The following is a 22952-nucleotide window of genomic DNA, read 5'->3' on the forward strand; positions in this document are numbered from 1 at the left end:
AAGTTTTTTGGGCAGTTGCCGCCGTGCCTAGTTGGAATGGATCCCTGCGGCAACGCGCATCATTGGGTCCGAGTGATCAGGTGCTATGGCTATGAGGCGCGGCTGATGCCGTCGGCTTATGTGAAGCCCTACGTCAAGCTCAACAAGACCGACGGCCGAGATGCAGAAGTGGTTTGCGAGGCGGTGAGCGGGCCGACGTGCGCTTTGTTCCAGTGAAGAGCATCGAGCAACAGGCAAATGCTGGCGGTTCATAATACGCGTACCACCTTGCTGGTATGGCAGCGGACGATGGCGGCGAACTTCTTGCGGGCAGCGCTGAGTGAAACTTGGGATCTGGCACCGCAAGGATGTGAGGGGCTGTGCGAGCTGACGGCGTTACCGACCCAGGCTGCGCGATCTGCCGGCGCGAAGGCGCTACTAGTCTTACTGTGTCATAAATTTCGATAGCCACTTTGACTTGAGATTACCCTGATGCAACAAGGGCATCGAGATAGTGTGACGACGAGCGCAGCGCTCAATCTTCGTCGGACGGTCGCAATCGAATTCGGAACGTGCCGTTCAGGCCGCAATGGCGGATCCCCTCGGCCGATAGGTTTCGGGAATAGCAGCTTCCTTGAAGAGCTTGGTGGCGGCTGTTTCTGAGGGGGGAATCGTCTCTCGCTCGGAGACTAGAATCCGTAGGCGGCAATGCACAACGTTGCGTGGTGGTGGAAGCCACGCCAGCTTCGCCCCTCGAAGTGACCAAGGCCAACCTCCTGTTTGAGTTCGTGGTAGTCGCGCTCGATGCGCCAGCGCAGCTTGGCAATATCGACCAGCTGACGAAATCCAATGTTGGCCGCAAGCGTTGAAAACCAATATTTGGTTGGTGCTGCCTCGCCCTCTGGCCATTCGATCAGCAGCCATTCCTCGGGCCGGCTTTCGGCGAGCCAGTAATCTCGATGTGCCGGACGGACGCGCACACGGGCAAAACGCGAAGACAACGGTTCTGCCGTACCCTCACGCCACGTGATCTTGTGCCAAGCATGCGTTGGCAGAACGATCGCAAGCTCCTTGACCGAAATCGGTCGGTGTTTGCTATTACGCCGTAGCAGCTTTGGAGGTCGTCCTTTCCCCGACCATTTCTTCGCTGGCCGCGGTCCAGTTCCGGGCGCCCATACCGAGGTTTGTGGCAAGATGACGGCCACATAGCTCAGGCCCAATTCGGTAATACTCCCACGCAGAGCGGTGTCGGTGCCGTAGCCGCCGTCCATCAGTACCACACCGCGCGGCATGCCCACCGCACAGGCCCAGCGCAAGTGATCAAGTGCAATTTCCGGCTTGGTCCTGAAGGTGATTTCCTTGGGAACTCCGGCTTTGCGCCGACGTGCACGGTCCGTCACCCACTCCTTTGGGAGATAGAGCCGATAGGCCACCGGCAAGCTCGCATGATGGTTCGCAAGCGAAAGAGATACGGCCACCTGACAATTGTCTTGCTTGCCCAACTGGCCGCAATATTGCCGCGCAACGCCGACCGAATGCCGCCCCTTCTTGGGAAAGCCCGTATCATCGATGATCCACGCTTCGATCGGCCCGCAGCGTTCGATGCCCGGCAGCACTAACTCACGGACCTTGGCCAACACTTGCTGGTCCGACCAGTCACCTTGACCGACAAAATGCAACAACGACTGATGTTGCGCTGCTGTCCGCTCAGGAGCCGTGATCGCCGCCATCGGCTCGACACTCTTGCGATCGCAAGGCATCATCAGACCGGTGCAATAATCGCGAAGCGGTTTGGCTCGGCCCGCGTGCCCGATCACGCTCGCAAGGCCCTCAACATATGCCGAAAACCGCGACGCTACCCCCCCCCCCGATTTGGTCAGACCCATCTCAGCCTCTCCACGCTGAAAAGTGAGTCTTCTCAAATATATGATTCCTGTCGACAAAGGCCGCGACACTCTGACTCAGTAAGACTAGGTCTCCGTTTCCGGGCTCGTACCCATCATTCTTTTCGACACTCCTAAAATTTGTAGGACATCTGAAGGAACGTACCAAGCCGTTCGGCGCGGATCGGGAGGTTTGCGGCGGCATCGGACTGCCAATGAGCCTAGTGAGGATATCGGTAGCCCACATCGACCAGAAGCGGCCGCCGACGCCGACGGTGAAGCGCTCGGTCACGTCATAGGTCAGCACGGCTTCGAGCTGCATGCCGTGCCCGGTGCCGCTTTCCGGAACCGCGCTTGCCGCTGATGGTGGGTATCGAGCCCGGAAACGGAGACGTAGGGCAAATAGGCCATATCGGCCGTGAGCCTGAGCCCGGGAGCAATCGTGATCATGCCGTTCACGCCGATGCGCAGGGAATGCCAGTCTTCGGATTGCGATAGTGCAAGCTCGGTGGTCGGCTCTGGAGAGGCGCAAGCCGCCAAGCCGGGATAGCAATCTGGGCGCATCCATAGGCGTCCTTGCGATCGCGATAGAAATTATAGCCTGCGAACGCCCCTAGTGCCGCGCCCGCATCTCCGGCAGGGTGGATCCGATGTCCAGTGGCGTAGGAAATCGTTGGCTTGACCCTGCCCTGGTATGTGTTGGAGTACCCCATGGGGGAGGCAAGCCAATCCTCATCGTTCATATGACCAGATGTCAGCCTGCCACCGCCGGCGAAGCCTTTCAGGAACACCTCGGCCGGACTATCGACCCGGCCGAACACCTCGCCAGAGTGCCCGTGCTCACATAGGTAAGGCGTGAATTCCGCGCGGTATCCAGCCAATGATTGGTGCGCCGGAGATCGTTGTGAAACCGACCGCTGCTGTACCCGTAGCGCGTACCGAGGTCCGCCGACCACCCCGCCAACGGCGCCGTCGGTGACGCGACGGGCTGGTTGTCCCAACCGCGCGATGCGCACCAGGGCGATAGTTTACGCCCAGTTTGAAGACATGGCTGTCCTGCCGGACTCTCGTCGACAGGCTGGGGGTCTTGACCAGGCCCTTGATCGAGCGGCACCGTCTGACGAGCGCTGGGCGGCGTCGCAACCTCGCCGCTTTCAAAATTGGCATAGTCGTATTCCAGCTTCATCGACCAGGCCGGTGCCAGAGAGTGCTCGACACCGAGGCCGATTGTCCATCCCCGCTGCACAGCAAGGCGTCCGGCCATTGCAAAAGTTTGGTCGGCATCGAAGACGACTTGCCAGAAACGCGGCGCCGCCTTTCAGTAGGCCAGCGAGTGACCGGCAGGCCCGAAGGTCTGGCCGAACCGGCCGGTAATGGTGCCCATCGCATCCTGCCGGATGCGGGGCCGGAATAAGCAAGGCAGGTGTTGGTGCCGTCGGCGTCGACAGCGGACAGGTTGGCTTGGAGCCCGAACACCCATGGTGATCCGGCATGCTGCAAGTTGTAGCCAAGCTGGCCGCCGATGAGGGCCTTCGGTGCACGGATGTCATCGTCATAGATCGACGGCCCGTAGGGATCAGCGACATGGGTGATGCCGGAGCCTCCGCCAAAATAGAAGCCTCTCGAGGTCCACGGCACCAGTGGCGCCTTCACCGGCAAACTTGCAATATCGGCCGAAAAGCATTCGTCCCGTTCAACGCCGTGAGACGGCTGGCTAGCACCAGGTAACGCATCTGCAAACGACTCGACTCCTTGTCTTTGTACTCAACACATTCGCGGCCAGATTCCCCGAACCATTGCGAGGTGACCTTTTCGATCACCGCGCCCAGCAGGTCGATCGAGAAGCCATATTGGATTGCTTTTCTCGGCTGGTGCACCAGCGGCACTTCGTGATGCGCCAATGCCTATTGGCAGCAAGACGTCGAAGCGGCGCGCGCAGCGTTGCAGTGGGCATCAGGTCGGAAGCTGCCGCGTAACCGGCCATAGTAGTGGAGCTCCCGCAATCACGCGGCATCGCTGAGATCGGTCTCGCGCCCGGCACGTTCTTGCGCAAACGCGCATTGACCCGAATTACCTCAAAGCCGCGTTGCTCCAGGATCTCATAGGCGGGAATCCAATAAACCCCGGTAGATTGCATTGCGACACTCGTCACACTGCACGCCTTGAACCAGTCCGCCAGACGATGCAGGTCTTGCGCAAATGTGCCTAAAGAGCGCACAGCCTCTTCGGTGTACGGGGTTCACCGCGATGTGCATCTTTGATCCAATGTCGATAGCGGCAGCCCCGATGTTGAGCGGCTTCAGTTCTGGTCAGTTGCCGATCGTTCTTTTACGCATAGCAATCCTGCGGTCATTGATGGCGGGAGGGTCCGGGCTATGCTACTGGTCATCTTCCTAATCGGGATCGCCGCCAGGGCGACGTCACCACTCTCAAGTTCGCATGCACCCATGGACCATGTTTTTTAAAGCGGATTGTGCCTCCCATGATCGAGCGGCGGCTACCCTCCCAGTCCGAGGATAGCACAAGCCTGTTTCTAGTCCGCGCAGGCGCACCACGGCGCTAAACAGTTTTTTAAAATGTTGCGCTCCATGCGCAGCCGTTCGTTCTCCTGGCGCGCCGCCGGGCGATCTCCGAAGCCTGGTCCGCCGGCATCGGCGGCTGCGTGGTGGGCGCCAAGCCGCCGATGCCGGCTCCTGCTGGAACTTGTTCACCCAGCGTCGCAGCACCGAGTTGCGCAGACGGAGCTCCTTGGCAGCAGCCCCGAGCGATCGACCGCTCGATACCGCCAGTTCAACGGTGTTTGTAGTCCTCTGTGGACGATCGACGTTGACGTTCTGACATTCGATACCTTCAGGGCTCTCTGAGCCTACGACCGATGTCGACTCATTCGGAGGAGGTTCAGTTCAACGCAATGCAGGAAGCTTTTGTGAGGGGGATGCCATCCACAAGCACTCAAGCACGGCTCAGGGCACTCTATTCCTCCGACTGGAGCCGAAGCGGGCCCCACCGCACTCGCTCCGAGACCGCCCTATCATGTCTGCCTATGTCTTCATAGTGACAAAGTATTTTTCACATTGCGCGGCCTCAGGTAGTGATCCGTGCAAGAGATCATCTGCGATTCGGGGATGCCACCGACCTATTATAGGCAGGCGCTGCAGCCAAGGGGAATTGGCGCGGCAAGCAATTTGCCCTTGGCGTAGATCCTTAGATCCAAGTCTGTTGTGCTGCGGGACGGTTATTCGACATAGAGCGACTAGGTGGAACGTGGACCTCGACGAAACGATGCAGATTGCGAGTCCACGAGCGAAAGTCGCTGAGCTGTGACTCGTCGAGGACGACTATGAAATCATTCGCGGGTGCTGCAGCTTGTGCTGCATGATAGCGCTTATGAGTTGTCCACGTCGAACCCGCCTATCACAATTCAACCGCAGTCTTTAACGCGAAGCGTGCATGGGTGGCATTAGACCCCGACACCGCCTTAATCAGCCGCGAGCAGTCGTTCAAGCCAAGACAAGCGCTGATTGGAATTACGTCAGCCCTGCATTTTGTAATACGAGCGTGTCTGGTTGAAGACGGTGATGTCGGAACCCGACAGCGCCACCCCAGAAGGCACGCTGAAGTCTAAAGTGCTTCACTCTCTCAAGCACTTTGCGAATCAGATACCGCGAGCGGCACGCAAATTGCTAGGATGAGCAGCGAAGAGACCCCGCGGCCACAGCAGTGGCAGCGCTTCCGCCCAGGAGCTATCATATGAGACTCGTCCGATTAATCCTGATCAATGCAACCCTGATTCCTCGTATGCTCGGAGATGTAAAGGCTGCAAACATCAAAGTGGCGGTCGCCGCGAACTTCAACGAGCCGGCGAAGGAGATTGCAGCGTCGCTCAAGGAAAAGGCCGAATTGAGCTTTGGCGCAAGTGGACTGTTGCTTAGCCAGCTCACCCAAGGCGTGTCATTTCAAATGTTCCTCTCGGCCGACGGCGCCAGTCGTTCGCGTCGTCTGGTGACGAGGGAGCTTTTGGTCCCGATTCTGCAGGGCAGCGTGCTGGTCAAGATTTGCGCCCCCACAGCCAAATGACACATGCCTTCGCCAGGCTTTCTTCAAAACGCCGGAAACTCATTCGGTCGTCGCGCGCGATGGTCGACGCGCATGCGGAGCCTTTCGGCTTGGATCTGGCACTCGCTTGGACTGAGGCGATGGCCACGATCATCGCGCTGCTGCTAACCGTATTCAGTTTTTATCTGCTGGTGGCCCGAACGGCCCCGGGGGCCTTCTCGCCTCTCTCGGAGGCGGACGCACACTCTCTGCGGTCGTCCTGCCCCTGGCGACAGTTTTTTTTCACAGCCGCCGTGTTTAGCTTGGATATTTCAGTGATGGTGAGCAGCGATTTCGCCCGATCATGAGCGGCGGAGACGATCGTGAGCAGCCCGCTGCGGGGTAAGACCGTCGATGGTGTCGCCTGCGAAATCCACGAAAATCTGTTCGAGGCGGTGCGGCGGCGTCTCACCTCTGCCGGCGGCTTCCAAGATCTTCAAGGCGACATGTATGGGGGCACCGGTCTCGTACCGGGACACTCTCTTGCAAACCTCGTCTATAACCGCGCGTGGGAGCGCGGTGGTAGCGGTATCCAATCGAGATCTCACCCATCCTCTATAAGGAAGATAGACGTATCGCGCGTCCTCAATCCAAATGGGTTATCAGGCGGAAATAAGACTGCCGCCTAGAGTGGCTCTGCACGGTGATTTGAGGGGTTGCGTCGTGTGTCCTCAGATTAGCTCTGGCAGGGACTTTGGAATCAACGCTCTACCACAAAGAGCGGGGAACGGCACGCACACGAGCCGTGCGCTTCGCGCCGCCGCAGAAAACATCAGTGCCGTTTGACGGTGTCCGATGCGCGATAATGTTGAATGTGCGACATGGCCGGCGCGGGTGACCGCTTGTATCTAAAGGCTTTTTCGCGCGCGCGCGCGTGGCACGCATTGTGCGATAGCCTTAGGCGCGAGCGCGTAAGACGAACGATGGTCCCGAGAAGACGGACAAGCTCTCGATCGGATCGTCGGAGGGAATGGAGAAAACGATGCAGAGTAATCCATCGTGACGTCATTTCTCGCCGACAATGACTTGCAATGGAGCTATCAAAGAGCCATGCCGATCCCAGCAGCTGACGAAATGTCAAACACACTGCCCGGCCCAAGTACGAGCCATCCTATTGCAACAGGTGAGGCGAACAACTACGAGTGTCGGCTTTTTTCGAAGTCCTCCTCACAACGAAGTGCAGAGACCAAATTGACGCTGATCCAGCGACTGATCGACGCGATCAATGACAATGCCGCGGCAAAACTCGACTTAACCCAGCTCTGTGAAACCAGATCAGCGACGCGGGGAGCATGCAATATTTGGAAGTATCTTCGATGGCTAGGTCGAGGCGCCCCAATCCTTGGTGTTGGCTTGAGCTTATTGTGCCATGCCCAACCGGCATCTGCACTAGAAGCTGTTTGTATGCGCAATCATACGGCGGAAAACGAGGCGTATTTTTTCGTCGATGATGCTCATGGAAACCGTCTCGGGCCGGTCGGACCGATTCCCATTGGCAAGACTGTATGCGTCGACCTGCGCGGCCATCTAGCCGAGGGAACAGTTTATGGAGTCCGGTTTGCCCCTCGTCTGAAAGACGTGCACGTGCGGCCCGCCTTGCACCCCCAAGTCGCCGCCTTTCAATTCGCTCGAGCATCTCTACAATCGGACGCCCCCGAGCCTTATCTACAATGGTTCGGGTACAACGCCGAATTTCAAATGTGAATTGGAGACGAAGCGATGACTCTTGCCGCGGCCCACGCGCATTCGCCTTGGTGCTAGAGTGTCTGCCGAGCGCTTTGCGATCGGCAAGGACTTCTTCGAGCGCATCTTGGCACTGAATCCTCCGCAACGTGATGAGGACTACAAGTTTATGTGCTATGAGCCCGTTGCTCAGTATTATTATGAGAGCGGCGAGAAGGATCGCACGAGCGAGCTTGTCGAGCTGGCAATACCGGCGTCGGAAAGTGGTTGGAGGATTTCGATGACGAGCTAAAGCAGGCGGTGAGACAGGATTTGCTCCCGCCCTTGCTACAGGCCCAGGCCAACTACAAGGGTGAGAAGGTTTGTCATGGCGACTGATGTGCGAATCCGCAAAAACATCCCCCAGGAGCACAAAGAAGAAGTGTAATCGGAATTGGTGTCCTGGCCAGTTCGTCGATTTCGCTGACCGCTAGGTAAAACCCTTGCAGACAAGGGCTGACCGTTTCCAGCAGGTCCGGAGCGGGCCTCCCGTGAACTTTTATAGATCGTTGTTGCCAACATGCCCCACGTTCAGAGATTAGAGTTCCGCCAGTCGCACTCGCTGGTAATGACGCCGCAATTGATACAGGCGATCAAGCTGCTGCAATTGTCGAATCTCAATTTGTCGGCCTTCGTCGAGGAGGAACTGGAGCGCAATCCGCTGCTGGAACGGGCTAGCGACGGGCCCGAACCGCCGGTCGCGGGCGAGCCGGCCGCCGAGAGCGCCGACTTCGCCGATTCCGGCGATGGCGAGGATGGCGGCAGCGATGCCTCCGACATGAGCGCGGGCCCGGGAGAGGGTTTTGAGTCCGGCCAGGAGGAGTGGCTGAACCGCGACCTCGGCAGCCGCGCCGAGATCGAGCAGACGCTCGATACCCCGCTCGACAATGTATTTTCCGAAGAGCCCGCGGAGGCGGCGCCGCGCGCCGCGTACACCGAATGGGGCGGGGGCGCCTCCAACGACGACGATTACAATTTGGAAGCCTTCGTCGCCGCCGAGGTCACGCTTGCCAGTCATCTTGGCGAACAGCTCGCCGTCGCCTTCAGTGCGCCGGCAGAGCGCATGATCGGGCAGTATCTTATCGACCTCGTCGACGATGATGGCTACCTGCCGCCGGATCTCGGCCAGGCCGCCGAGCGCCTCGGCGCCTCGCAGGCTGACGTCGATGCCGTGCTCGCAGTGTTGCATAAATTTGATCCGCCCGGCGTCTGCGCGCGGAACTTAAGCGAGTGCCTCGCGATTCAGCTTCGCGAACTCAACTGTTACGACCCCGCCATGCAGGCGCTGGTGGAAAATCTCGATCCGCTTGCGAAGCGCGACATTGCTGGCTTGCGCAAATTGTGCGGCGTCGATGATGAAGACATCACGGACATGATCGGCGAGATCCGCCGCCTCAATCCGAAGCCCGGCCTGCGTTTCGGCTCGGCGCGCACCCAGACCATGGTGCCCGATGTCTATGTGCGGCCCGGTCCCAATGGCGGCTGGCATGTCGAGCTCAACAGCGACACTCTGCCGCGGGTGCTGGTCAATCAGGTCTATTACACCGAATTGTCGAAGACGATCCGCAAGGACGGCGACAAATCCTATTTCAGCGACTGCCTGCAGAACGCCACCTGGCTGGTGCGCGCGCATGATCAGCGCGCCCGCACAATTCTCAAGGTGGCCACCGAAATCGTCCGTCAGCAGGACGGCTTCTTCACCCACGGCGTGGCGCATTTGCGGCCGCTCAATCTGAAAGCAGTGGCGGACGCCATCCAGATGCACGAATCGACGGTGTCGCGCGTCACCGCCAACAAATATATGGCGACCAACCGTGGCACGTTCGAGCTGAAATATTTCTTCACCGCCTCGATTGCGTCGGCCGACGGCGGCGAAGCGCATTCGGCGGAGGCGGTGCGTCACCACATCAAGCAGCTGATCGATGCGGAGGCGCCGAGTGCGATCCTTTCCGACGATACCATCGTGGAACGATTGCGCGCATCCGGCATTGATATTGCCCGCCGCACGGTCGCAAAATACCGCGAGGCCATGCGCATTCCTTCCTCGGTGCAGCGCCGCCGCGATAAGCAAAGCATGCTTGGCAATGCCCTTTTAGCACCTGCTTCTTCCCCGGACCGGTCCTTCGATGCTCCCTCCGACTGACTGCGTTCGCGTCGAATGGCGATTGATCCATGCGGATTCCGCCACTCGGGGGCGCAATCAACACGGCAGAAGCGCGAGCCGGGAGAACCACGTTGTAGTCGCTTTTGAACTTGCCGCCAGGGGCTAACGCCGGCTCGGCTCATGCTCGCCATACTCATCTCTGTCGTGAACGCGATGAGCGAAAAACGTCACCCCGAACTCCTTGCTGGAGTTGCGCGGGTGCTCTTTTTCCTGCTGCCGCTTGCCTTCGTCATGATGATTATCGCCGGCCTGTTCCTCATGCGGTCGGTCGCAGCACAAACCCGGGTAACGCCGGCGGCCTGACCCGTCGGCCATATCGCTGATTGTCATAGGATTCGCGTTTCTGAAGCGCGCCGAACCCGTGCGAGGCAGCGCCGCAAGTAGTACATCCGCCGAGTGTCGGGTCGGAACGTGAAGTCTTGGTTGAACACGAAACACCAGCATCGAATTGACGACGACAACAATCGTCGACGTTCAGCCTGTTCATCATCACAAGTCGCTTTGCGCACGGCAATTTCCCTGGAACGGCGCCAATCGTCGAGCCAGAACAGCAGCGCCAGTTCGCGATAGAACGCCACGATCAGCGTTTCGTCCTGCGGATCGCGGCCGGTGCGGGCGCTGGTGTCGCGCAGGCTCGGGTGGATGCGCTGCAGGATGTACTGGCCGCCCCTGACCGCTTCCACGGCATGCTCGTCGGCGAACCCGGTCAGGGAACGCCCCCACTCCAGCACCTGCTGCAGCGCGCGTTCGGTCTGGATCCTGGCGCCGCTCCTGCTCCCTCGGCCAGGACGCGCCGCCCCCAACGAAGCGCCAGCCGCAACCCGGCGAGTTCGGCCACGCGCACGACCCGGGTGGGGCAATACAGTTCCTTCGATCACAGCGGGTCTGCGGCAATGCATGCGCCGCATGGCGGGCGAGCATCCACTCCAGCGCACGCGCTACCGCCTGCGCGATGCGCCGGCGCCCTGTCGGCTCTTCGCTCCCGTCCATCATGTGCAACGCGAACAGCGCATAAGCGGTTTCCTCGAATGTGGGCGCGCGGCCGGCGCCCCAGCCGCCGTCGTCGCGCTGAGCCTGCAGCAGCGCCGCCAGCGCGCGCTCGTCGCGACACTGGGGCTTGCCTTGCGCCAGCGCAGGGACCGCATGCGCGGTGGGATACAGCCATGAAACGTGCCATTTTTCGTTGTCCCATAGACCGTGCGGGTTGCGATTGGCCTCAACGTAGGCGCTGGTGCCGGCGGCGGGCTTTCCCAACAGTCGCAACGCATGCAGGGCATGGATGTTGGTCGACACCGAGGCATTGCGCTCGCCGGGGAAGGTGACGAACAGCTCGCCGATTTCGAAATGGCGCAACGCATCGACCACCGGTCGCGGCCTGCAAGGCGCAGGACGCACAACGCAACGGCGGTGTCGTCCGCATCGGCCGCGAAGTGCAAGGCCGGGCCCAGACCGCGCACGCCCGGGCGGGCGTCGGGCTGCGCGACGATCACGCGCACCGCCTCGGCGAGCGCGCGATACGCGAACAGCCCGGCCAGATGCAGGTTACAGCGACCAGCATGGCTCGGACACATTGATCGGCCAGACGTTGGGAACGACACCTTCGATGCCGCTTCGCATCGCCCGCGCTGCCGCCTGCAGATACGCGTCGGCGCGCCCGACCTGCGGCGTGCTCCCCTGTGTCACGGCGTGCGCACGCCACCGCCCCCAGCTTGACCAGGCACGCGTGCCGCAACGGCAACAGCGCCGGGTGGCGCGGAAGCGCCACGCCGCCGAGCAAGGATGCACTCTGCGACGTTTGCGTGGCCAAGCCGCATGGCGGCTGCCGGCGGAGAGCCTTCCATCAGCAACAATTGGCTGTATCGTTGACGCGTTGTGCGCAGTTCGAACCGCGCGATCAACTTGTTGAGGGCGCCGCTCCAGCTTGTGCGGGAGCGCCTCGGCTGCTCTACAATCGCAATGATTCTAAACATCTTTTGGCATTTGTTTTCGCTCATGCACGACACCGAAGAACTGGCTCTTGCCGAACGTGTCCGATAGGAGAGGTCCTCCAGGGCGACATCTTCTGGTCTCCGCTGTTATTTGGAGAGGCACCAAAGCAACGCCACGTGTTTACGCTCCCTGCCACCACGACTTCGGCCGAAAACCCGCGATCGAATTGGCGGTCGGACGAGCGGGTAGCGAATGAACCGGGCCTGGATTGGCTCCACGCTTCTGTAGGATCCATGGAGAGATCATGCGGGTCGTAATTTGCGGCGCCGGTGTAATCGGCGCCTGTACAGCCTATTTCCTCAGTCGCCGCGGGATCGAGGTCGTCGTCGTGGAACGGACCGAGGTGGCCGCGGCAGCTTCCGGCAAGGCCGGCGGGTTTCTGGCCCTCAACTGGTGCGCCGGCACCCCGATTGGCGCACTGGCGCGGCGAAGCTTCCAGTTTCATGCCGCCCTGCCCCGAGAGATCGCCGGTGATTGGGCCTATCAGCGCATGGCCGCCTATAGCGGGTTTGTCGTCCCCGAGCGTGACGCTCGTCGTCACGCGCCGGCCAAACTCGATTGGCTCTCCGAGGAGGTACTTATCGCGCATCGTCTCGGCACGCCGGAAACCACGGCGATTGTTCACCCGCGCAAATTCACGTCCGCGATCATGAGCGCGGCGCAGAGTCACGGTGCCGAACTGCGCCTGGGACAGGTCACAGGGTTGGTCCGAACTGCGGATGGATCGAGGGTAAGAGGCGTTGACGTCAATGGCGCCCCCATCGAGGCGGATGCCGTCGTGATCGCAATGGGGCCGTGGTCGATGCTTGCCGCCCCGTGGGTGCATCTGCCCGCCGTCTTCGGACAGAGAAGCCCGAGCCTGGTTTACAAAACCGGCACCGATGTTCCGGCGGAGGCCCTCTTCCTCGATTATCACGAGGAGAGCGGTGCGGTCGTGACGGTCGAGGTCTTCCCGCGGGCGGACGGGAGCACCCTTGTCACCGCCTTCTCCGATCAGATTCCGCTCCCGCTCGACCCCGCCAGTGTCACGCCGGAGCCGAGCGAGATCGATCGCCTTCAGGCGATCTCCGGGCGGCTATCACCTGTGTTCCGGGCGGAACGGCTTATCGCGCGGCAAGCCTGCTTCCGCCCGGTCACACTCGATGGTCTGCCGCTGATCGGCAAAGTGCTGCAGAGCGAAGGCGTCTACGCCAGCGGCCATAGCGTCTGGGGTATTCTCAACGCCCCGGCAACGGGCGAAGCCCTGGCAGAGCTGATTGCCGGCGGCATCTCGCATAGTACGGATCTGACGCCGTTCGATCCGGTTCGGCTGCGGCCAAATCGGCGCAGCGATGGATTTGTTCAGTGAGGCTTATCTTGGGCGTTAGAGAAATCGGGGCGAGTCAGGGGACGGCTCCAGTAAGTCCCCCAGCCAATTCGATCCTTTATTTACAAGAACTTGCCGAGCGCGCTGAACTTGAGCACGTTCAAATGCCAACGGCCTCACGCACGATGTCCATTGCCTAGGTGAAAAGTTGAGAGGCGGCTGGCTTTCATCCAGCAACCGCTTGAGTTCGGCATTGGTCGGACATCGCATCTTCTTGCGCTCAGATGCCGGAGCGCTCAGGAGCCGCTCAGCAATCCTCCTGGCAGCACCGCCCGTTGCGCCGATTGGCAAGAAGAACGAACCATTTCGGCGGGCTATTTCGAACTCGGCCGTAGCCCAAAGGGCGGAGGCGGACTGGCGCGACGGCAAACGGGTTTCAACCGAACCGCAATCTTCCTAAGTCCTCCTGAACTTCTCAGCTACTCCATCTAGCGTCGAGAATACCGGCTCGACGGCATAGCCCGCCAAGAACGATAAAGCGGCAGACGACAAATTAAGCTCATTGTTGAACCCACCGAGACCGATGATCAGCCCGGCGAGACTTCCCAACGCAATGCGGACGACATGTCTGATAGGAGACGAAGATGCGAACGTCGAGTCCTTGATTTTCTCTGACGTCAGTCGGAGGACATAGGTCCCCGCACCGACCGCTCCCAACAAAAGCGGAACGAGCGCATTATAAAAAGCGTTAACAGAGCCACCTTTTGCTGCGCCTCACGAACTTCCCGACGCGTTCGATAGTAGTTTTGAACATTGTCGAAGCCTTTGTCCAGAAGGGGAAGTCGCGACAGGTCGCCCTCGTCGTAGTGAATGGAGCTAAAGCGGGTGATCTTGGAAATCGCATTGACCTTGGAATGAAGCTGATCTGATATCCAGTACAGGGTTTGGAGCTTTGTTCGCAATTCGTCGATCTTTTTTCTCGTTTCTTTGCTAATACGGCTTATCGTCGAGGTTGACCATCAAGGATTCGGCTTCGATTTGCTGGCTATCGAGATCACCCATGAGGTCCGAGATATGCGAGCTGATCTGAGGAGCGAGAACGTCGCCCTCTACCATAAGTTCATCGATCTCCTCGCTGAGCTTGCCCGAGGTATCAGCGATGAAATCCAAACCCCACTGCGCCCGCCACTAGGACCAGCAAAAGGATCAAATACCTTCGGGCGTGAATCTGTGCCCGTGATCGCCCGGCAGTCCACCAGTCCCACCAGCCATTTTGGGGAGCTGCAGCTAACTGGACCATCGGCACCGTATCCATGGAGACTGCTTTTATGAGGTCACAAAGCTTGCTGTACGCCGTCCAAAACTGGATTGAGATTGCAGGCGACCACTAATTCTGCTCGGCAGCATCCCACGCTGTTACTAATGGCGAGACAACATCATCTGGAGTTGTCTTAGGACTCTCGGCCGCAAACTTCAGAAGAACAGCCGAGTTATGCAACGCGTCCCGCTCGCTATCTTGCAATTTATTAGTAGGGCCCCGCCGACGCTGCGATGGCCGCCAACGTTGAGCCTACAATCTCAATCAAGGGACCGTCCTGAAAAGAATATGAGATGTGACCGAAACAAAGATTTCCGACCGCAAGGCAAAATGGTCCACGGCAAAAACGTATGCCGAATTATATACATCTCTAAGCTGCCGTCTAGATGAAGCCATGCCATTGGTCGCATGATACCGTCTGATAAGATCGCTGAACGTCCGCTTCTCAAGCCTGTGCCACAACCCTACAAGGGGGCTTGCACCGTTGCCGGGCGCATCGAGCATCATCAGAGACTCTGCGGCCCCCTGCGGTGGGCCGCACATAACTGTGTGTACGGAAAACCTTCCTCCGAGTTGATGGCGTGATGGAATCGCCTAAGCTGCTGGAATGATCGGGCTATTCTGTTTCGCTCTGGCCCTCCTGGGGTCACCTTTCAAGTCGAAGCTGCGGCTCGAAGCGGAGAACGCGGTGCTTCGCGTGGGCATCGATCCGGGCGTCGTCAACTTGCAAGATCGCGCGACTTATCCGGTCGGCCGCTGGCCATTGCGCCGGCATGTTCGCCAGCCGCGCCGCGACATCGCGCGCTGGCTTTCGTTGAGGTGGCGGCGTTTCAGATCAGTCGATTGCTTCCCGTCGGCGCAGTGATGCGGCGATTGATCCCCTGCAGGTGTAGGCTCGACTCCGGCGGGGCCGTCCCCACGGGGATCGGGACTCAATTCTGTCTGGGCGATCCTAAACCTTGGGACGCGGGCAATGAGCGACCTTTGGCTGCGGACCCTGATCACCGTGTCAATGCTGCCAATGCTGAATGGCGGCGGTGGTGGTCGGGCAGCGCTAGTCCAGCGCTGCGCGAAGAGGGACACAATGAGCGTGGTCTGATGATTTCCCAAACCCTAGCTTAGCTAGTTCGCGCAGTTTTCCAGGATTGCCTTGATCGCCACAATCTTTTTTGGATCGGCGAAGCTATCGATCCGGTCAGCCCAATGCTGCATCAGCTTCGTGCGCGAGCCGATCAGGGCTAGAGGTCCATGCCGTTTGTAGATCGCCTTCACCGAGTCACTTTCGAGATGCGCCAGCTGCAGCTCGATGACGTCGCCATCCCACACCTTGGCTTCCGTGATCTCCTCGTGGTGGCAAAGGGTCGAAAACGTCGTGCGGAAACCATGAGCGCAATGTTCGGTCTTGGTGTCGATGCCGAGCGCGCGCAGCCGACTACAGAGCGTTCTGTTGGACAGCGGTGCATCTTCGGCGCAAGCGAAAACATAGCGTCGATTGCCGGTGACCTTCTGCACGCCTCGCAGGATAGTAATGGCTTGCCGCGACAGCGGCACGACATGCTCCCAGCCGGTTTTCATTTTGGCCCCGGGAATGGTCCAGCGCTCGGCATTCCAATCGACCTCAGTCCATTCCATGTTGTTGATGATGCCAGGGCGAGGGATCGTCAGTGCATTGAGCCGAAGGGCATCACCAACCATATCGTTAAATCTGGCCTTCTCCCATGTCGACATAATCAGCCTGAAGAGGCGCACCACATCCTGCGGCTCGGTGACGCCGGGTCGCGGCGTCGAGACGTTGACCGTGAGTTGCTTCTTGCAGGCACGGAATGGATTGTAGCCATCACCCTCGAGGTCGGCATAGTCGCAGACCTGTTGACCGATGCTGTGGACTCGATCACGGGTCTCCAATCTGCCTTCAGCTTGCATCGACCGGAAGAATGCGAGCACGTCAGGGCGTTTGATATCCTTCCGATGAAGTTTGCCAAAACGATCCTTCAAATAACCGGCCCATCTTTCGAGCAGCGCGACGGTATCGGGACTGCGCACAGTGACAAGCCTGCCGCGCTTGATCTTCTCGGCTTTCTTCTCTGCCAGCCATTCATCGATCCATACGCCGAAAGGGCGTTCAGCCGCCTGACGATGCCTTGCGAATTGCTTTTCGCTGGAGGGATCGACCGGCGGGTCTTGGGCGAGCAGGGCCTTTGCGGCGTCACGCTTCTGACGGGCCGTGGCGAGCGAGAAGGTGCCGTCGTTGCCATTGCCGTAAGGCCCTATGGAGTAGGTCTTCTGTCGGCCGTGAAAGCGATAGGCCATCTGCCAGAGCTTTGAAGCGGCCTTGCCCGGTCTGTTTGGATCCGCCTTGATGAAGAGATAGAGGCCGCCACCTGTCACGTCTGAAATCTTGGTAGCCGTCCAAGCCCCGTTCTCGAATTTCGGTCTGGCGGCACGACAGTCGACATCGGTCCTGATCTGCTCGGGGGTGGAGTGCTCGCCAGCCTGTTTGCGTGCCATCTGCTTGTCTTTCAGTTCGGAAAATCGGAATTACGCCGTGAACGTTTGTTCTTCCGATACCAACAGATACCAACAGATACCAACAAAAATACCAACAAAGTCGGCGACTGGATGCGAATGAGAACAAACAGTGACGAACAGGAATGTACGCGAAACGCCCTATTTTTCAAGGGTTTCTGAGGGAGGCGCAAACACCATAGAACGTTTTAGGACGGGCCCGAACACCCTGCTTTCTTACGTCCGAGGTAATCGAAACGGGTCACCGGCTGGCTCATCTTGAGGGCACAGGAGATGACCCATGCTGATGCTTATGCTCTTCCGCCTCGCCGCCACCGCGATCCCCGTCGTGATCAATCTGGCCACCCGGGTCGTGGCACGCTCTCTGAACATGCCCGAACCCCTGGTGCACGACACCGGCGTCTTCGTGTTCGTGCAGGTGCAGACGATCGAGAACCGCATCGGCAAGGCGCTCTGCCCCGTGCGGCTGATGCGTCGGCTGCGGTCGCTGCTGCAACGCTGATCCCGTCCCGCAGCATGATCCCGAAAAGTGGGTACCGGTTTTCGGAAAGAGATCATGCTCATTTCAAGCCCCCAGCCAAGGAGAACTGTCATGATCCGCCCATCCACCTTCCTGAGCCGTGCCCTGCTCGCCGACGCCATCTTCAGCGGCGTCGCGGCGGTTGCCCTCACCCTCGGCGCCGGCGCGCTGGCGCCGTTCCTCAATCTGCCGGACGTCTTGCTCCGCGAAACCGGCCTGTTCCTGATCGCCTATACCGCGCTGGTCGGCTGGCTCGCCATGCGGTCGACGGTGGCGAAGGCGCTGGTGCTACTCGTGATCGTCGGTAACGCCGCGTGGACTCTCGGCAGCATCGCGCTGTTGTTCTCGGGTGCGGTGTCGCCGAACCCGCTCGGTCAGGTGTTCATCGTGGCGCAGGCGATCGCCACCGGCGTGTTTGCGGAGCTGCAGTATATCGGCATGCGCAAGAGTGGTGAGACGGTGACGGCGTAAGTTCTGTCATTATTGCGAAGTGAAGCAATCCATGGCGCCACACGCCACAATGGATTGCTTCCATCTTCGTTCGTAGAGCCTTGGCATACAGTTGTCGCGATCAAATGTCGTAAGGCCCCTTCAAGCAGCAGATATCGGCGACCGACTGTGAACTGGATAACAATCCTTCACAACGTCTGCGGATAATAATATCCGCGACGACTTAAGATTTTTTCCGCCGCAGCCAAAGACGGCAGCCGTCAAAGACCGCTCTTGCATCGTCAGTCCGATTCTGCCCGCCACCGGGAAACGCTTGGGGGATCCAATGGCTATTAAAGACGAAATCAAATGGTTCAAAGAGCAGTTCGCCGCGGATGTCATCCCCGCCCTGGCCGGCACGCCGATATCTTTCGATCTGGTCAGCGCGATCGCGTTCCAGGAATCCGGCGAATTGTGGAGCAAGCTGCGCCTGCATCTGCCGCGCGAGGAGATTTTGCGGCTCTCGGTCGGCGACACCCTCGATGATCCGAATCGCAGCGCATTCCCGAAGAACAAGGAAGCGCTGATCGCGGTTCAGCGAGGTCAGGCGATGTTCGAGCTGGCCCATCGGCTATTAGTGGAGATGGCCGATGCCACCGGCATCGAAGCCTATCAGGCCGTGGCGCAGAGGCCGCACAAGTTCGTGCACGGCTACGGCATTTTCCAATATGACCTGCAATTCTTTCGCCGCGATCCGGATTTCTTCCTGGAGCAGCGTTGGAAGAGCATCGACGCCTGTGTCGACAAGATGATGACTGAGCTGAAACGAGGACTGGACCAGCTCGGCTTCAGCGACAAGGCGTCACTCACCGATCGGGAGTCGGCCTTTGTCGCGATCGTCTACAACACCGGTTTCGGCAATTTCAGGGAAAGCCGCGAACTGCAGCAGGGTCACCATGACGGGACGCATTTCTACGGCGAGAACATCGATCGCTATCTGAAAATCGCGCACACAATCCCGACGCCATCGGTCGGCGCGAGGCCCACGCCGCCCGCCATGGCGCCCCTTCCATCAGCCGGGCGGTCGATCGTCGCCATCGCCAAGGCCGAGTTCGACCGCTTCCATGGCATCGACGAGGGCGACGAACCGCTGCGCAGCCGCATTGCCGATTATTATGAAGCGGGCGGCGGCAGCCGGAACCTGGACCCCACGCTGAATGAGAATGCCTGGTCGGCAGCCTTCGTTTCATTCTGCGTCAAGCAGTCCGGCGCGACACCAGACCAGTTCAAGTTCAATCTCAGCCATAGCGTTTTCGTTCGCGCGGCCATTGCCAACGGCGATGCCGACCGCGGCGTCTTCCGCGGACACCGCGTTACCGAGTACGCGCCCAGGCTCGGCGACCTGGTTCACCACAATCGGGACGGCGGAACGCTCAGCTTCGACTTTGCCCGCGCCAACACCGGCTATCCGTCGCACAGTGCCATTGTGGTCGATTTCGAAGTGCGCAACGGCGTGCGTCATGCCGTGACGATCGGCGGCAATGAGGGCCTTTCAGGCGGCACGGGGACCGTCGGCATGAAGCGCTTCCCGCTCGACGCAAACGGCTTCCTCAATCAATCGGCCATCGGCGTCAAGCTCATTTGCGTGGTCGAAAACCAACTTGCAGCTGGCGTCGTGACACCGGCGATGCCGCTAGGTCCCCACGTCGTTTCCGTACGCACTGATCTGAAGCTGCGCGGCGGCCCTGGCCCCACCTTCCCGGTCATCGCGCCGCTCCTCAACGGAACGCCGCTGAATGTTCTCGAGTTCGAAGACAATCCGACCGGCCGTTGGGCGCTCGTCGATCTCGAGGGTGACGGAATCAAGGACGGCTTCGTATTCGCAAAGTTCATCGTGCCGGTCACCTCGTGACAGGATGTCTTTCGATCAGCTGGGCAACATCAGGGTGCGTCCCCGAGAAGGCTGCTCGGCGTGCGTGGCCAGCTATGTTCTCCGAATTATCGGAAAGCTTTGTCGCTTCCTCCCCAGAATGATGGAGGAAGCGCCTCAGCTCAAAACCACCGCGGCGATCATCCCGGCAAACGTCAATACCAGCCCGATAACCAGCATCGGCACCAGGCTGCTGCCGGAATACGGGTTAGCCTGCTCCTTGCTGGTGACGACATGTGCACGATAGGCCATTAGACTGCTCCTGGCTGGTTGCGTCGAAATCGATCCCCCTTGCCCAGCATGACGCCGTGGAAACCGGCGATGCCGAGTTCAAGGCTTTGCGCAATGCGCCGCGCCCGCTCGACAAAATGCGCTTCGGCTTCACCCGGACAGATCTCGCGGGCGGTTTCTTCGAACAGCGCGAGCCAGCGGTCGAAATGACCGCCGTCGACCGGCAGCGGAAGGTGCTTGGCCATCGGGGTGCCGTGATAGCGGCCCGTCATCAGCGCGACTGAGGACCAGAACGCGCACATCTGCGCCAGATGCGGCTCCCAGTCCTTGATGCGCGTCTCGAAGACCGGCCCCAGCACGGCATCCTCACGGACCTTGGCATAGAAGCCGCGCACCAGGCGCTCGATCATCGCCTCATCGATGCCCGTCCGCTCCATGATGTCGGCGGTCAACTGCTCTCGACGCGCCGGCCCTGCCACAATCGCTTCCATTACCAAGCCTGCCCTTAAATAGGTATTTCAAATACCTATTTAGACGGCTATAGATGAATTGCAAGCTGATCTTTTGAAAGGCTCTCATGCGCCTGACGTCATTCACGGATTTCGCCTTGCGCGCCTTGATGCGGCTGGCTGGCGAGCCCGACCGCTGGTTCGCAACCAACGAGATCGCAGCGGAGTTCGGCATATCCCGCAATCATCTCGCCAAGGTGGTGCGCGACCTTGCCGACAGTGGCTTCATCTCGACCCAGCGCGGCGTCGGCGGCGGTTTCATGCTGGCCCGCCCGGCCCAATCGATCACCATTGGCGAAGTGGTCCGCGCGCTGGAAGGGCCGCCGCTGGTCGAATGCTTCCGCGAGGACGGCGGCAGTTGCGCGCTGAAGCCGCGCTGCCGGCTGAAGGCGAAGCTCGCTGCCGCGCGCGAGGCCTTCATGCGCGAGCTCGATGCGACCACATTGGCGGAATGCGCCTACCCCGCGCCGGCCAAGCGCAGCCCTGCCCACGCATGAGGGGCGAACGAACCATCAGGTGCGATGCATGAAACCGATCGAATTCGAAAACGGCACTGTGCAGATCGACGCGGCCATCGTCGCCGAAGGCCTCGGCCTGACGCCGTCCCTGCTACGGCAGGAGATGCGCGCCGGCAGGATCACGAGCTTGGCCGAGCGCGGAATGGATGCGGATAGCGGCCGGCATCGCCTGACCTTCTTTTCCGAATATCGGCGGTTTCGCGTCGTGGTCGACGCAACAGGCGCGATCATTCAGCGCTCGGCGGTAGATTTCGGCGATGCACGTCTGCCGAGATCGGTGCATAAGCCCGGCGGATGAGGCCTAGGCCTGAAGGGAGGGCGCCGCGGCCGGCCGTTTCCGCCCCGCCGGCTTCTTTCCGGCAACCCTGGCCCGGCTGCCGCCGTTCAGCGATTTGCCGTTCAACGCGTGGCCATTGAGCTTCTTCTTCGTCTTCCGCACGGCCTTCGCCGTCAACTTCTCTTTCAGCTTCGCTTCCGCTTTGGCGAGCTTCTCGGCCTTCTTCAGCGCCTTGCGCTCTTCCTTGGCCTTCAGCTTCGCCTTCTCTGCGCGGGCCTCGGCGCGCTTCTTCTTGCGCTTGTTCTCGCAGGCGTCGCATTTGCAGCCGATCGGCTTCAGATAGGCTTTGAAGTAATCGGTGCCGTAGTCGTAGTTGATCTCCTCGCCCGGCTCGATGTTCTTGATGGCGCGGATGAACACCTTGCGCTTGCGTGGGCGAACGTCGGATTCCGCGTTGGGCCTGCAGGCGTGGTTGATGTAGCGGGCGATGTTCTCGCGGACCGAGCCGTCGATGGTCCAGCGGTTGGTGAGCTCGAACAGATATTTGTTCTCGATCTCGTCCTCTTCCTTTTTCTTCGAATCCAGCAGCGGCCCGAAGTAGCGGATGATCTTGGTGCCCTTCTTGATCGGCTTGGTGGCAAAGAGGCCAAGTCCGGTACGGGATCGCCCGACACGATAGGGCTTGTTCGAAGGAATGGACGGCATGACGACTGGATGACTACGCGTTCGGTAAAGGACGGAAATGCGAAGCCGACCTTCTAGGACGATTCCGCGGCAAAGTCAGGTGTTTCGTACCTTTGCCATGAACCTTCCCCAGATTGCGCACGTCTGATCCCTGGAAGTTCCATGCGAGACGTGCAGATGAAACGCGTAACCCACCGGCAGCCCGGCGCGCCGGCCGCTGCGGCCCTGTTTGCCGCTGCAATTTGCCTGATTTCACCGGCTGGCGCCCAAACATTCAGCAGCAGCTACACCTCGACCGCGCCGAAGGACTGCCGCACCATCGGCAAGCCCGGGGACAATGCCAGCGTGGCGCAGGTCTGCCCCGGCAAAGCGGAGCTGGTGGTGGTAGTCAGCGAGGACGATCTGCGCCAGACCGTCTCGGTGGGGCCGAGCCGCGCCGCCGCCGCCAAGGAGCCGGCCGCGGAGACCTGGTTTGCCCCCTTCAATTCCACCGCCAACACCGTCGAATGGCGGGCGGTGGACGGCAAGCCGTTCGCGATCATTCAGCGCTGGATGATCTCCGACAGCGAGCAACCAGACAAAGCCGGAACCCCCGTCTCGAAGCCGATGCTCGCGGTGACCCGGCTGCCGCCGGGGCCGGTATGCCATGTCGCCTATATCGACGGCCAGGCCAACCGCAACGCCAACGAGCTGGCCCGCCAGGCCGCGGACGAATTCGCCCGCGATTTCAAGTGCGGCAAGGACGAAGTGAAGGTGATCGGCGAGCGCGGCCGCGCGGTGGACATGGCCAAGCCGCGATGAGATATAGTCCGGCACTTTATCGCCGTATTAACGTCAAAGCTTCAGGCTTGAGTTGCCGGGCATTGTGAATC

At 60.1% G+C, this 22952-nt stretch carries 24 protein-coding genes and 5 pseudogenes; 15 read left to right on the forward strand and 14 right to left on the reverse strand.

Annotated elements, in window-relative coordinates:
• Positions 1-252 (forward strand): annotated as a pseudogene (locus tag QA643_RS28625) (IS110 family transposase); the annotation flags it as partial.
• Positions 253-558: 306 nt separating this feature from the next.
• Here QA643_RS28625 and QA643_RS28630 read toward each other — a convergent pair.
• The 5 genes and pseudogenes from QA643_RS28630 to QA643_RS28650 form a co-directional block, all read right to left on the reverse strand.
• Positions 559-1865, reverse strand: a pseudogene (locus QA643_RS28630) (IS701 family transposase).
• Positions 1866-2162: 297 nt separating this feature from the next.
• Complete coding sequence (locus QA643_RS28635; RefSeq protein ID WP_283029011.1) at positions 2163-2426, reverse strand: hypothetical protein; 264 nt, start codon at positions 2424-2426, stop codon at positions 2163-2165.
• A 618-nt stretch (positions 2427-3044) separates the two neighbouring features.
• Positions 3045-3515 (reverse strand): hypothetical protein, encoded by a 471-nt coding sequence (locus tag QA643_RS28640; RefSeq protein ID WP_283029012.1) that lies wholly within the window; start codon positions 3513-3515, stop codon positions 3045-3047.
• Positions 3512-3763, reverse strand: coding sequence for a hypothetical protein (locus tag QA643_RS28645; protein ID WP_283029013.1), 252 nt, complete (start codon positions 3761-3763; stop codon positions 3512-3514). The genes QA643_RS28640 and QA643_RS28645 overlap by 4 nt, the downstream gene beginning before the upstream one ends.
• 108 nt (positions 3764-3871) lie before the next feature.
• Positions 3872-4005 (reverse strand): annotated as a pseudogene (locus QA643_RS28650) (IS110 family transposase); the annotation flags it as partial.
• 1607 nt (positions 4006-5612) lie between these two features.
• On the opposite strand from QA643_RS28650, the gene QA643_RS28655 reads away from it, so the two are divergent.
• Positions 5613-5939 (forward strand): substrate-binding domain-containing protein, encoded by a 327-nt coding sequence (locus QA643_RS28655; protein ID WP_283029014.1) that lies wholly within the window; start codon positions 5613-5615, stop codon positions 5937-5939.
• Positions 5940-6058: 119 nt separating this feature from the next.
• On the forward strand, positions 6059-6265 hold the full coding sequence (locus QA643_RS28660) for a hypothetical protein (protein ID WP_283035109.1): 207 nt from the start codon (positions 6059-6061) through the stop codon (positions 6263-6265).
• Here the strand turns inward: QA643_RS28660 and QA643_RS28665 are convergent.
• Positions 6260-6493, reverse strand: a complete 234-nt coding sequence (locus QA643_RS28665) for a hypothetical protein (RefSeq protein ID WP_283029015.1) — start codon at positions 6491-6493, stop codon at positions 6260-6262. The two genes, QA643_RS28660 and QA643_RS28665, sit on opposite strands and share 6 nt — an antisense overlap.
• Positions 6494-7148: 655 nt before the next feature.
• Between QA643_RS28665 and QA643_RS28670 the strand changes: the two genes are divergently transcribed.
• The 4 genes from QA643_RS28670 to QA643_RS28685 all read left to right on the forward strand — a co-directional run bounded on the left by QA643_RS28670 (position 7149) and on the right by QA643_RS28685 (position 10146).
• Positions 7149-7661, forward strand: a complete 513-nt coding sequence (locus QA643_RS28670) for a hypothetical protein (RefSeq protein WP_283029016.1) — start codon at positions 7149-7151, stop codon at positions 7659-7661.
• Positions 7662-7719: 58 nt separating this feature from the next.
• On the forward strand, positions 7720-7932 hold the full coding sequence (locus tag QA643_RS28675; protein WP_283029017.1) for a hypothetical protein: 213 nt from the start codon (positions 7720-7722) through the stop codon (positions 7930-7932).
• A 267-nt stretch (positions 7933-8199) separates the two neighbouring features.
• Positions 8200-9822 (forward strand): RNA polymerase factor sigma-54, encoded by a 1623-nt coding sequence (rpoN, locus tag QA643_RS28680; protein WP_283029018.1) that lies wholly within the window; start codon positions 8200-8202, stop codon positions 9820-9822.
• A 141-nt stretch (positions 9823-9963) separates the two neighbouring features.
• Complete coding sequence (locus tag QA643_RS28685; RefSeq protein ID WP_283029019.1) at positions 9964-10146, forward strand: hypothetical protein; 183 nt, start codon at positions 9964-9966, stop codon at positions 10144-10146.
• 230 nt (positions 10147-10376) lie between these two features.
• On the opposite strand, the pseudogene QA643_RS28690 reads toward QA643_RS28685, so the two are convergent.
• Both QA643_RS28690 and QA643_RS28695 read right to left on the reverse strand, forming a co-directional pair.
• Positions 10377-10601, reverse strand: a pseudogene (locus QA643_RS28690) (hypothetical protein); the annotation flags it as partial.
• Positions 10550-11632: pseudogene (locus QA643_RS28695) on the reverse strand (prenyltransferase/squalene oxidase repeat-containing protein); the annotation flags it as partial. The pseudogenes QA643_RS28690 and QA643_RS28695, both read right to left, overlap by 52 nt.
• Positions 11633-12076: 444 nt before the next feature.
• Here QA643_RS28695 and QA643_RS28700 point away from each other — a divergent pair.
• Positions 12077-13180, forward strand: a complete 1104-nt coding sequence (locus QA643_RS28700) for an FAD-dependent oxidoreductase (protein ID WP_283029020.1) — start codon at positions 12077-12079, stop codon at positions 13178-13180.
• Positions 13181-13195: 15 nt separating this feature from the next.
• Here the strand turns inward: QA643_RS28700 and QA643_RS28705 are convergent, their stop codons facing one another.
• The gene (locus QA643_RS28705; RefSeq protein ID WP_349253240.1) at positions 13196-13567 is read right to left on the reverse strand and encodes a hypothetical protein; all 372 of its coding nucleotides are present in this window, start codon (positions 13565-13567) and stop codon (positions 13196-13198) included.
• A 561-nt stretch (positions 13568-14128) separates the two neighbouring features.
• Positions 14129-14308 (reverse strand): hypothetical protein, encoded by a 180-nt coding sequence (locus QA643_RS28710; protein WP_283029021.1) that lies wholly within the window; start codon positions 14306-14308, stop codon positions 14129-14131.
• A gap of 755 nt (positions 14309-15063) precedes the next feature.
• Between QA643_RS28710 and QA643_RS28715 the strand changes: the two genes are divergently transcribed.
• Positions 15064-15321 carry a hypothetical protein gene (locus QA643_RS28715; RefSeq protein ID WP_283029022.1) on the forward strand — a complete coding sequence of 86 codons (258 nt, stop codon included), beginning with the start codon at positions 15064-15066 and terminating at the stop codon, positions 15319-15321.
• Positions 15322-15578: 257 nt separating this feature from the next.
• On the opposite strand, the gene QA643_RS28720 is transcribed toward QA643_RS28715, so the two are convergent.
• Entirely contained in the window at positions 15579-16964 is a 1386-nt protein-coding gene (locus QA643_RS28720) for a tyrosine-type recombinase/integrase (RefSeq protein ID WP_283029023.1), read from the reverse strand.
• Between the two features lie 298 nt (positions 16965-17262).
• Here QA643_RS28720 and QA643_RS28725 point away from each other — a divergent pair, with 298 nt between their 5' ends.
• The 3 genes from QA643_RS28725 to QA643_RS28735 all read left to right on the forward strand — a co-directional run bounded on the left by QA643_RS28725 (position 17263) and on the right by QA643_RS28735 (position 19843).
• A complete protein-coding gene (locus tag QA643_RS28725) occupies positions 17263-17484 on the forward strand; it encodes a hypothetical protein (RefSeq protein ID WP_283029024.1) in 222 nt (73 codons plus the stop codon).
• Between the two features lie 90 nt (positions 17485-17574).
• Positions 17575-17973, forward strand: coding sequence for a hypothetical protein (locus QA643_RS28730; protein ID WP_283029025.1), 399 nt, complete (start codon positions 17575-17577; stop codon positions 17971-17973).
• Positions 17974-18277: 304 nt separating this feature from the next.
• Entirely contained in the window at positions 18278-19843 is a 1566-nt protein-coding gene (locus tag QA643_RS28735) for a DUF2272 domain-containing protein (RefSeq protein ID WP_283029026.1), read from the forward strand.
• Positions 19844-19978: 135 nt separating this feature from the next.
• Here QA643_RS28735 and QA643_RS28740 read toward each other — a convergent pair whose 3' ends face one another.
• Positions 19979-20113, reverse strand: coding sequence for a hypothetical protein (locus tag QA643_RS28740; protein ID WP_283029027.1), 135 nt, complete (start codon positions 20111-20113; stop codon positions 19979-19981).
• The gene (locus QA643_RS28745) at positions 20113-20583 is read right to left on the reverse strand and encodes a group III truncated hemoglobin (RefSeq protein ID WP_283029028.1); all 471 of its coding nucleotides are present in this window, start codon (positions 20581-20583) and stop codon (positions 20113-20115) included. The genes QA643_RS28740 and QA643_RS28745 overlap by 1 nt, the downstream gene beginning before the upstream one ends.
• Before the next feature lie 86 nt (positions 20584-20669).
• On the opposite strand from QA643_RS28745, the gene QA643_RS28750 reads away from it, so the two are divergent.
• Both QA643_RS28750 and QA643_RS28755 read left to right on the forward strand, forming a co-directional pair.
• Complete coding sequence (locus QA643_RS28750; RefSeq protein ID WP_283029029.1) at positions 20670-21098, forward strand: Rrf2 family transcriptional regulator; 429 nt, start codon at positions 20670-20672, stop codon at positions 21096-21098.
• Between the two features lie 28 nt (positions 21099-21126).
• Positions 21127-21417, forward strand: coding sequence for a DUF6522 family protein (locus QA643_RS28755; RefSeq protein ID WP_283029030.1), 291 nt, complete (start codon positions 21127-21129; stop codon positions 21415-21417).
• A gap of 3 nt (positions 21418-21420) precedes the next feature.
• On the opposite strand, the gene QA643_RS28760 is transcribed toward QA643_RS28755, so the two are convergent.
• Positions 21421-22101, reverse strand: coding sequence for an SET domain-containing protein-lysine N-methyltransferase (locus tag QA643_RS28760; protein ID WP_283029031.1), 681 nt, complete (start codon positions 22099-22101; stop codon positions 21421-21423).
• A 141-nt stretch (positions 22102-22242) separates the two neighbouring features.
• Between QA643_RS28760 and QA643_RS28765 the strand changes: the two genes are divergently transcribed.
• Complete coding sequence (locus tag QA643_RS28765) at positions 22243-22881, forward strand: hypothetical protein (protein ID WP_283029032.1); 639 nt, start codon at positions 22243-22245, stop codon at positions 22879-22881.
• Positions 22882-22952: the final 71 nt, after the last annotated feature.

It is taken from the genome of Bradyrhizobium sp. CB3481 (assembly GCF_029714305.1).
GTDB lineage: Bacteria > Pseudomonadota > Alphaproteobacteria > Rhizobiales > Xanthobacteraceae > Bradyrhizobium.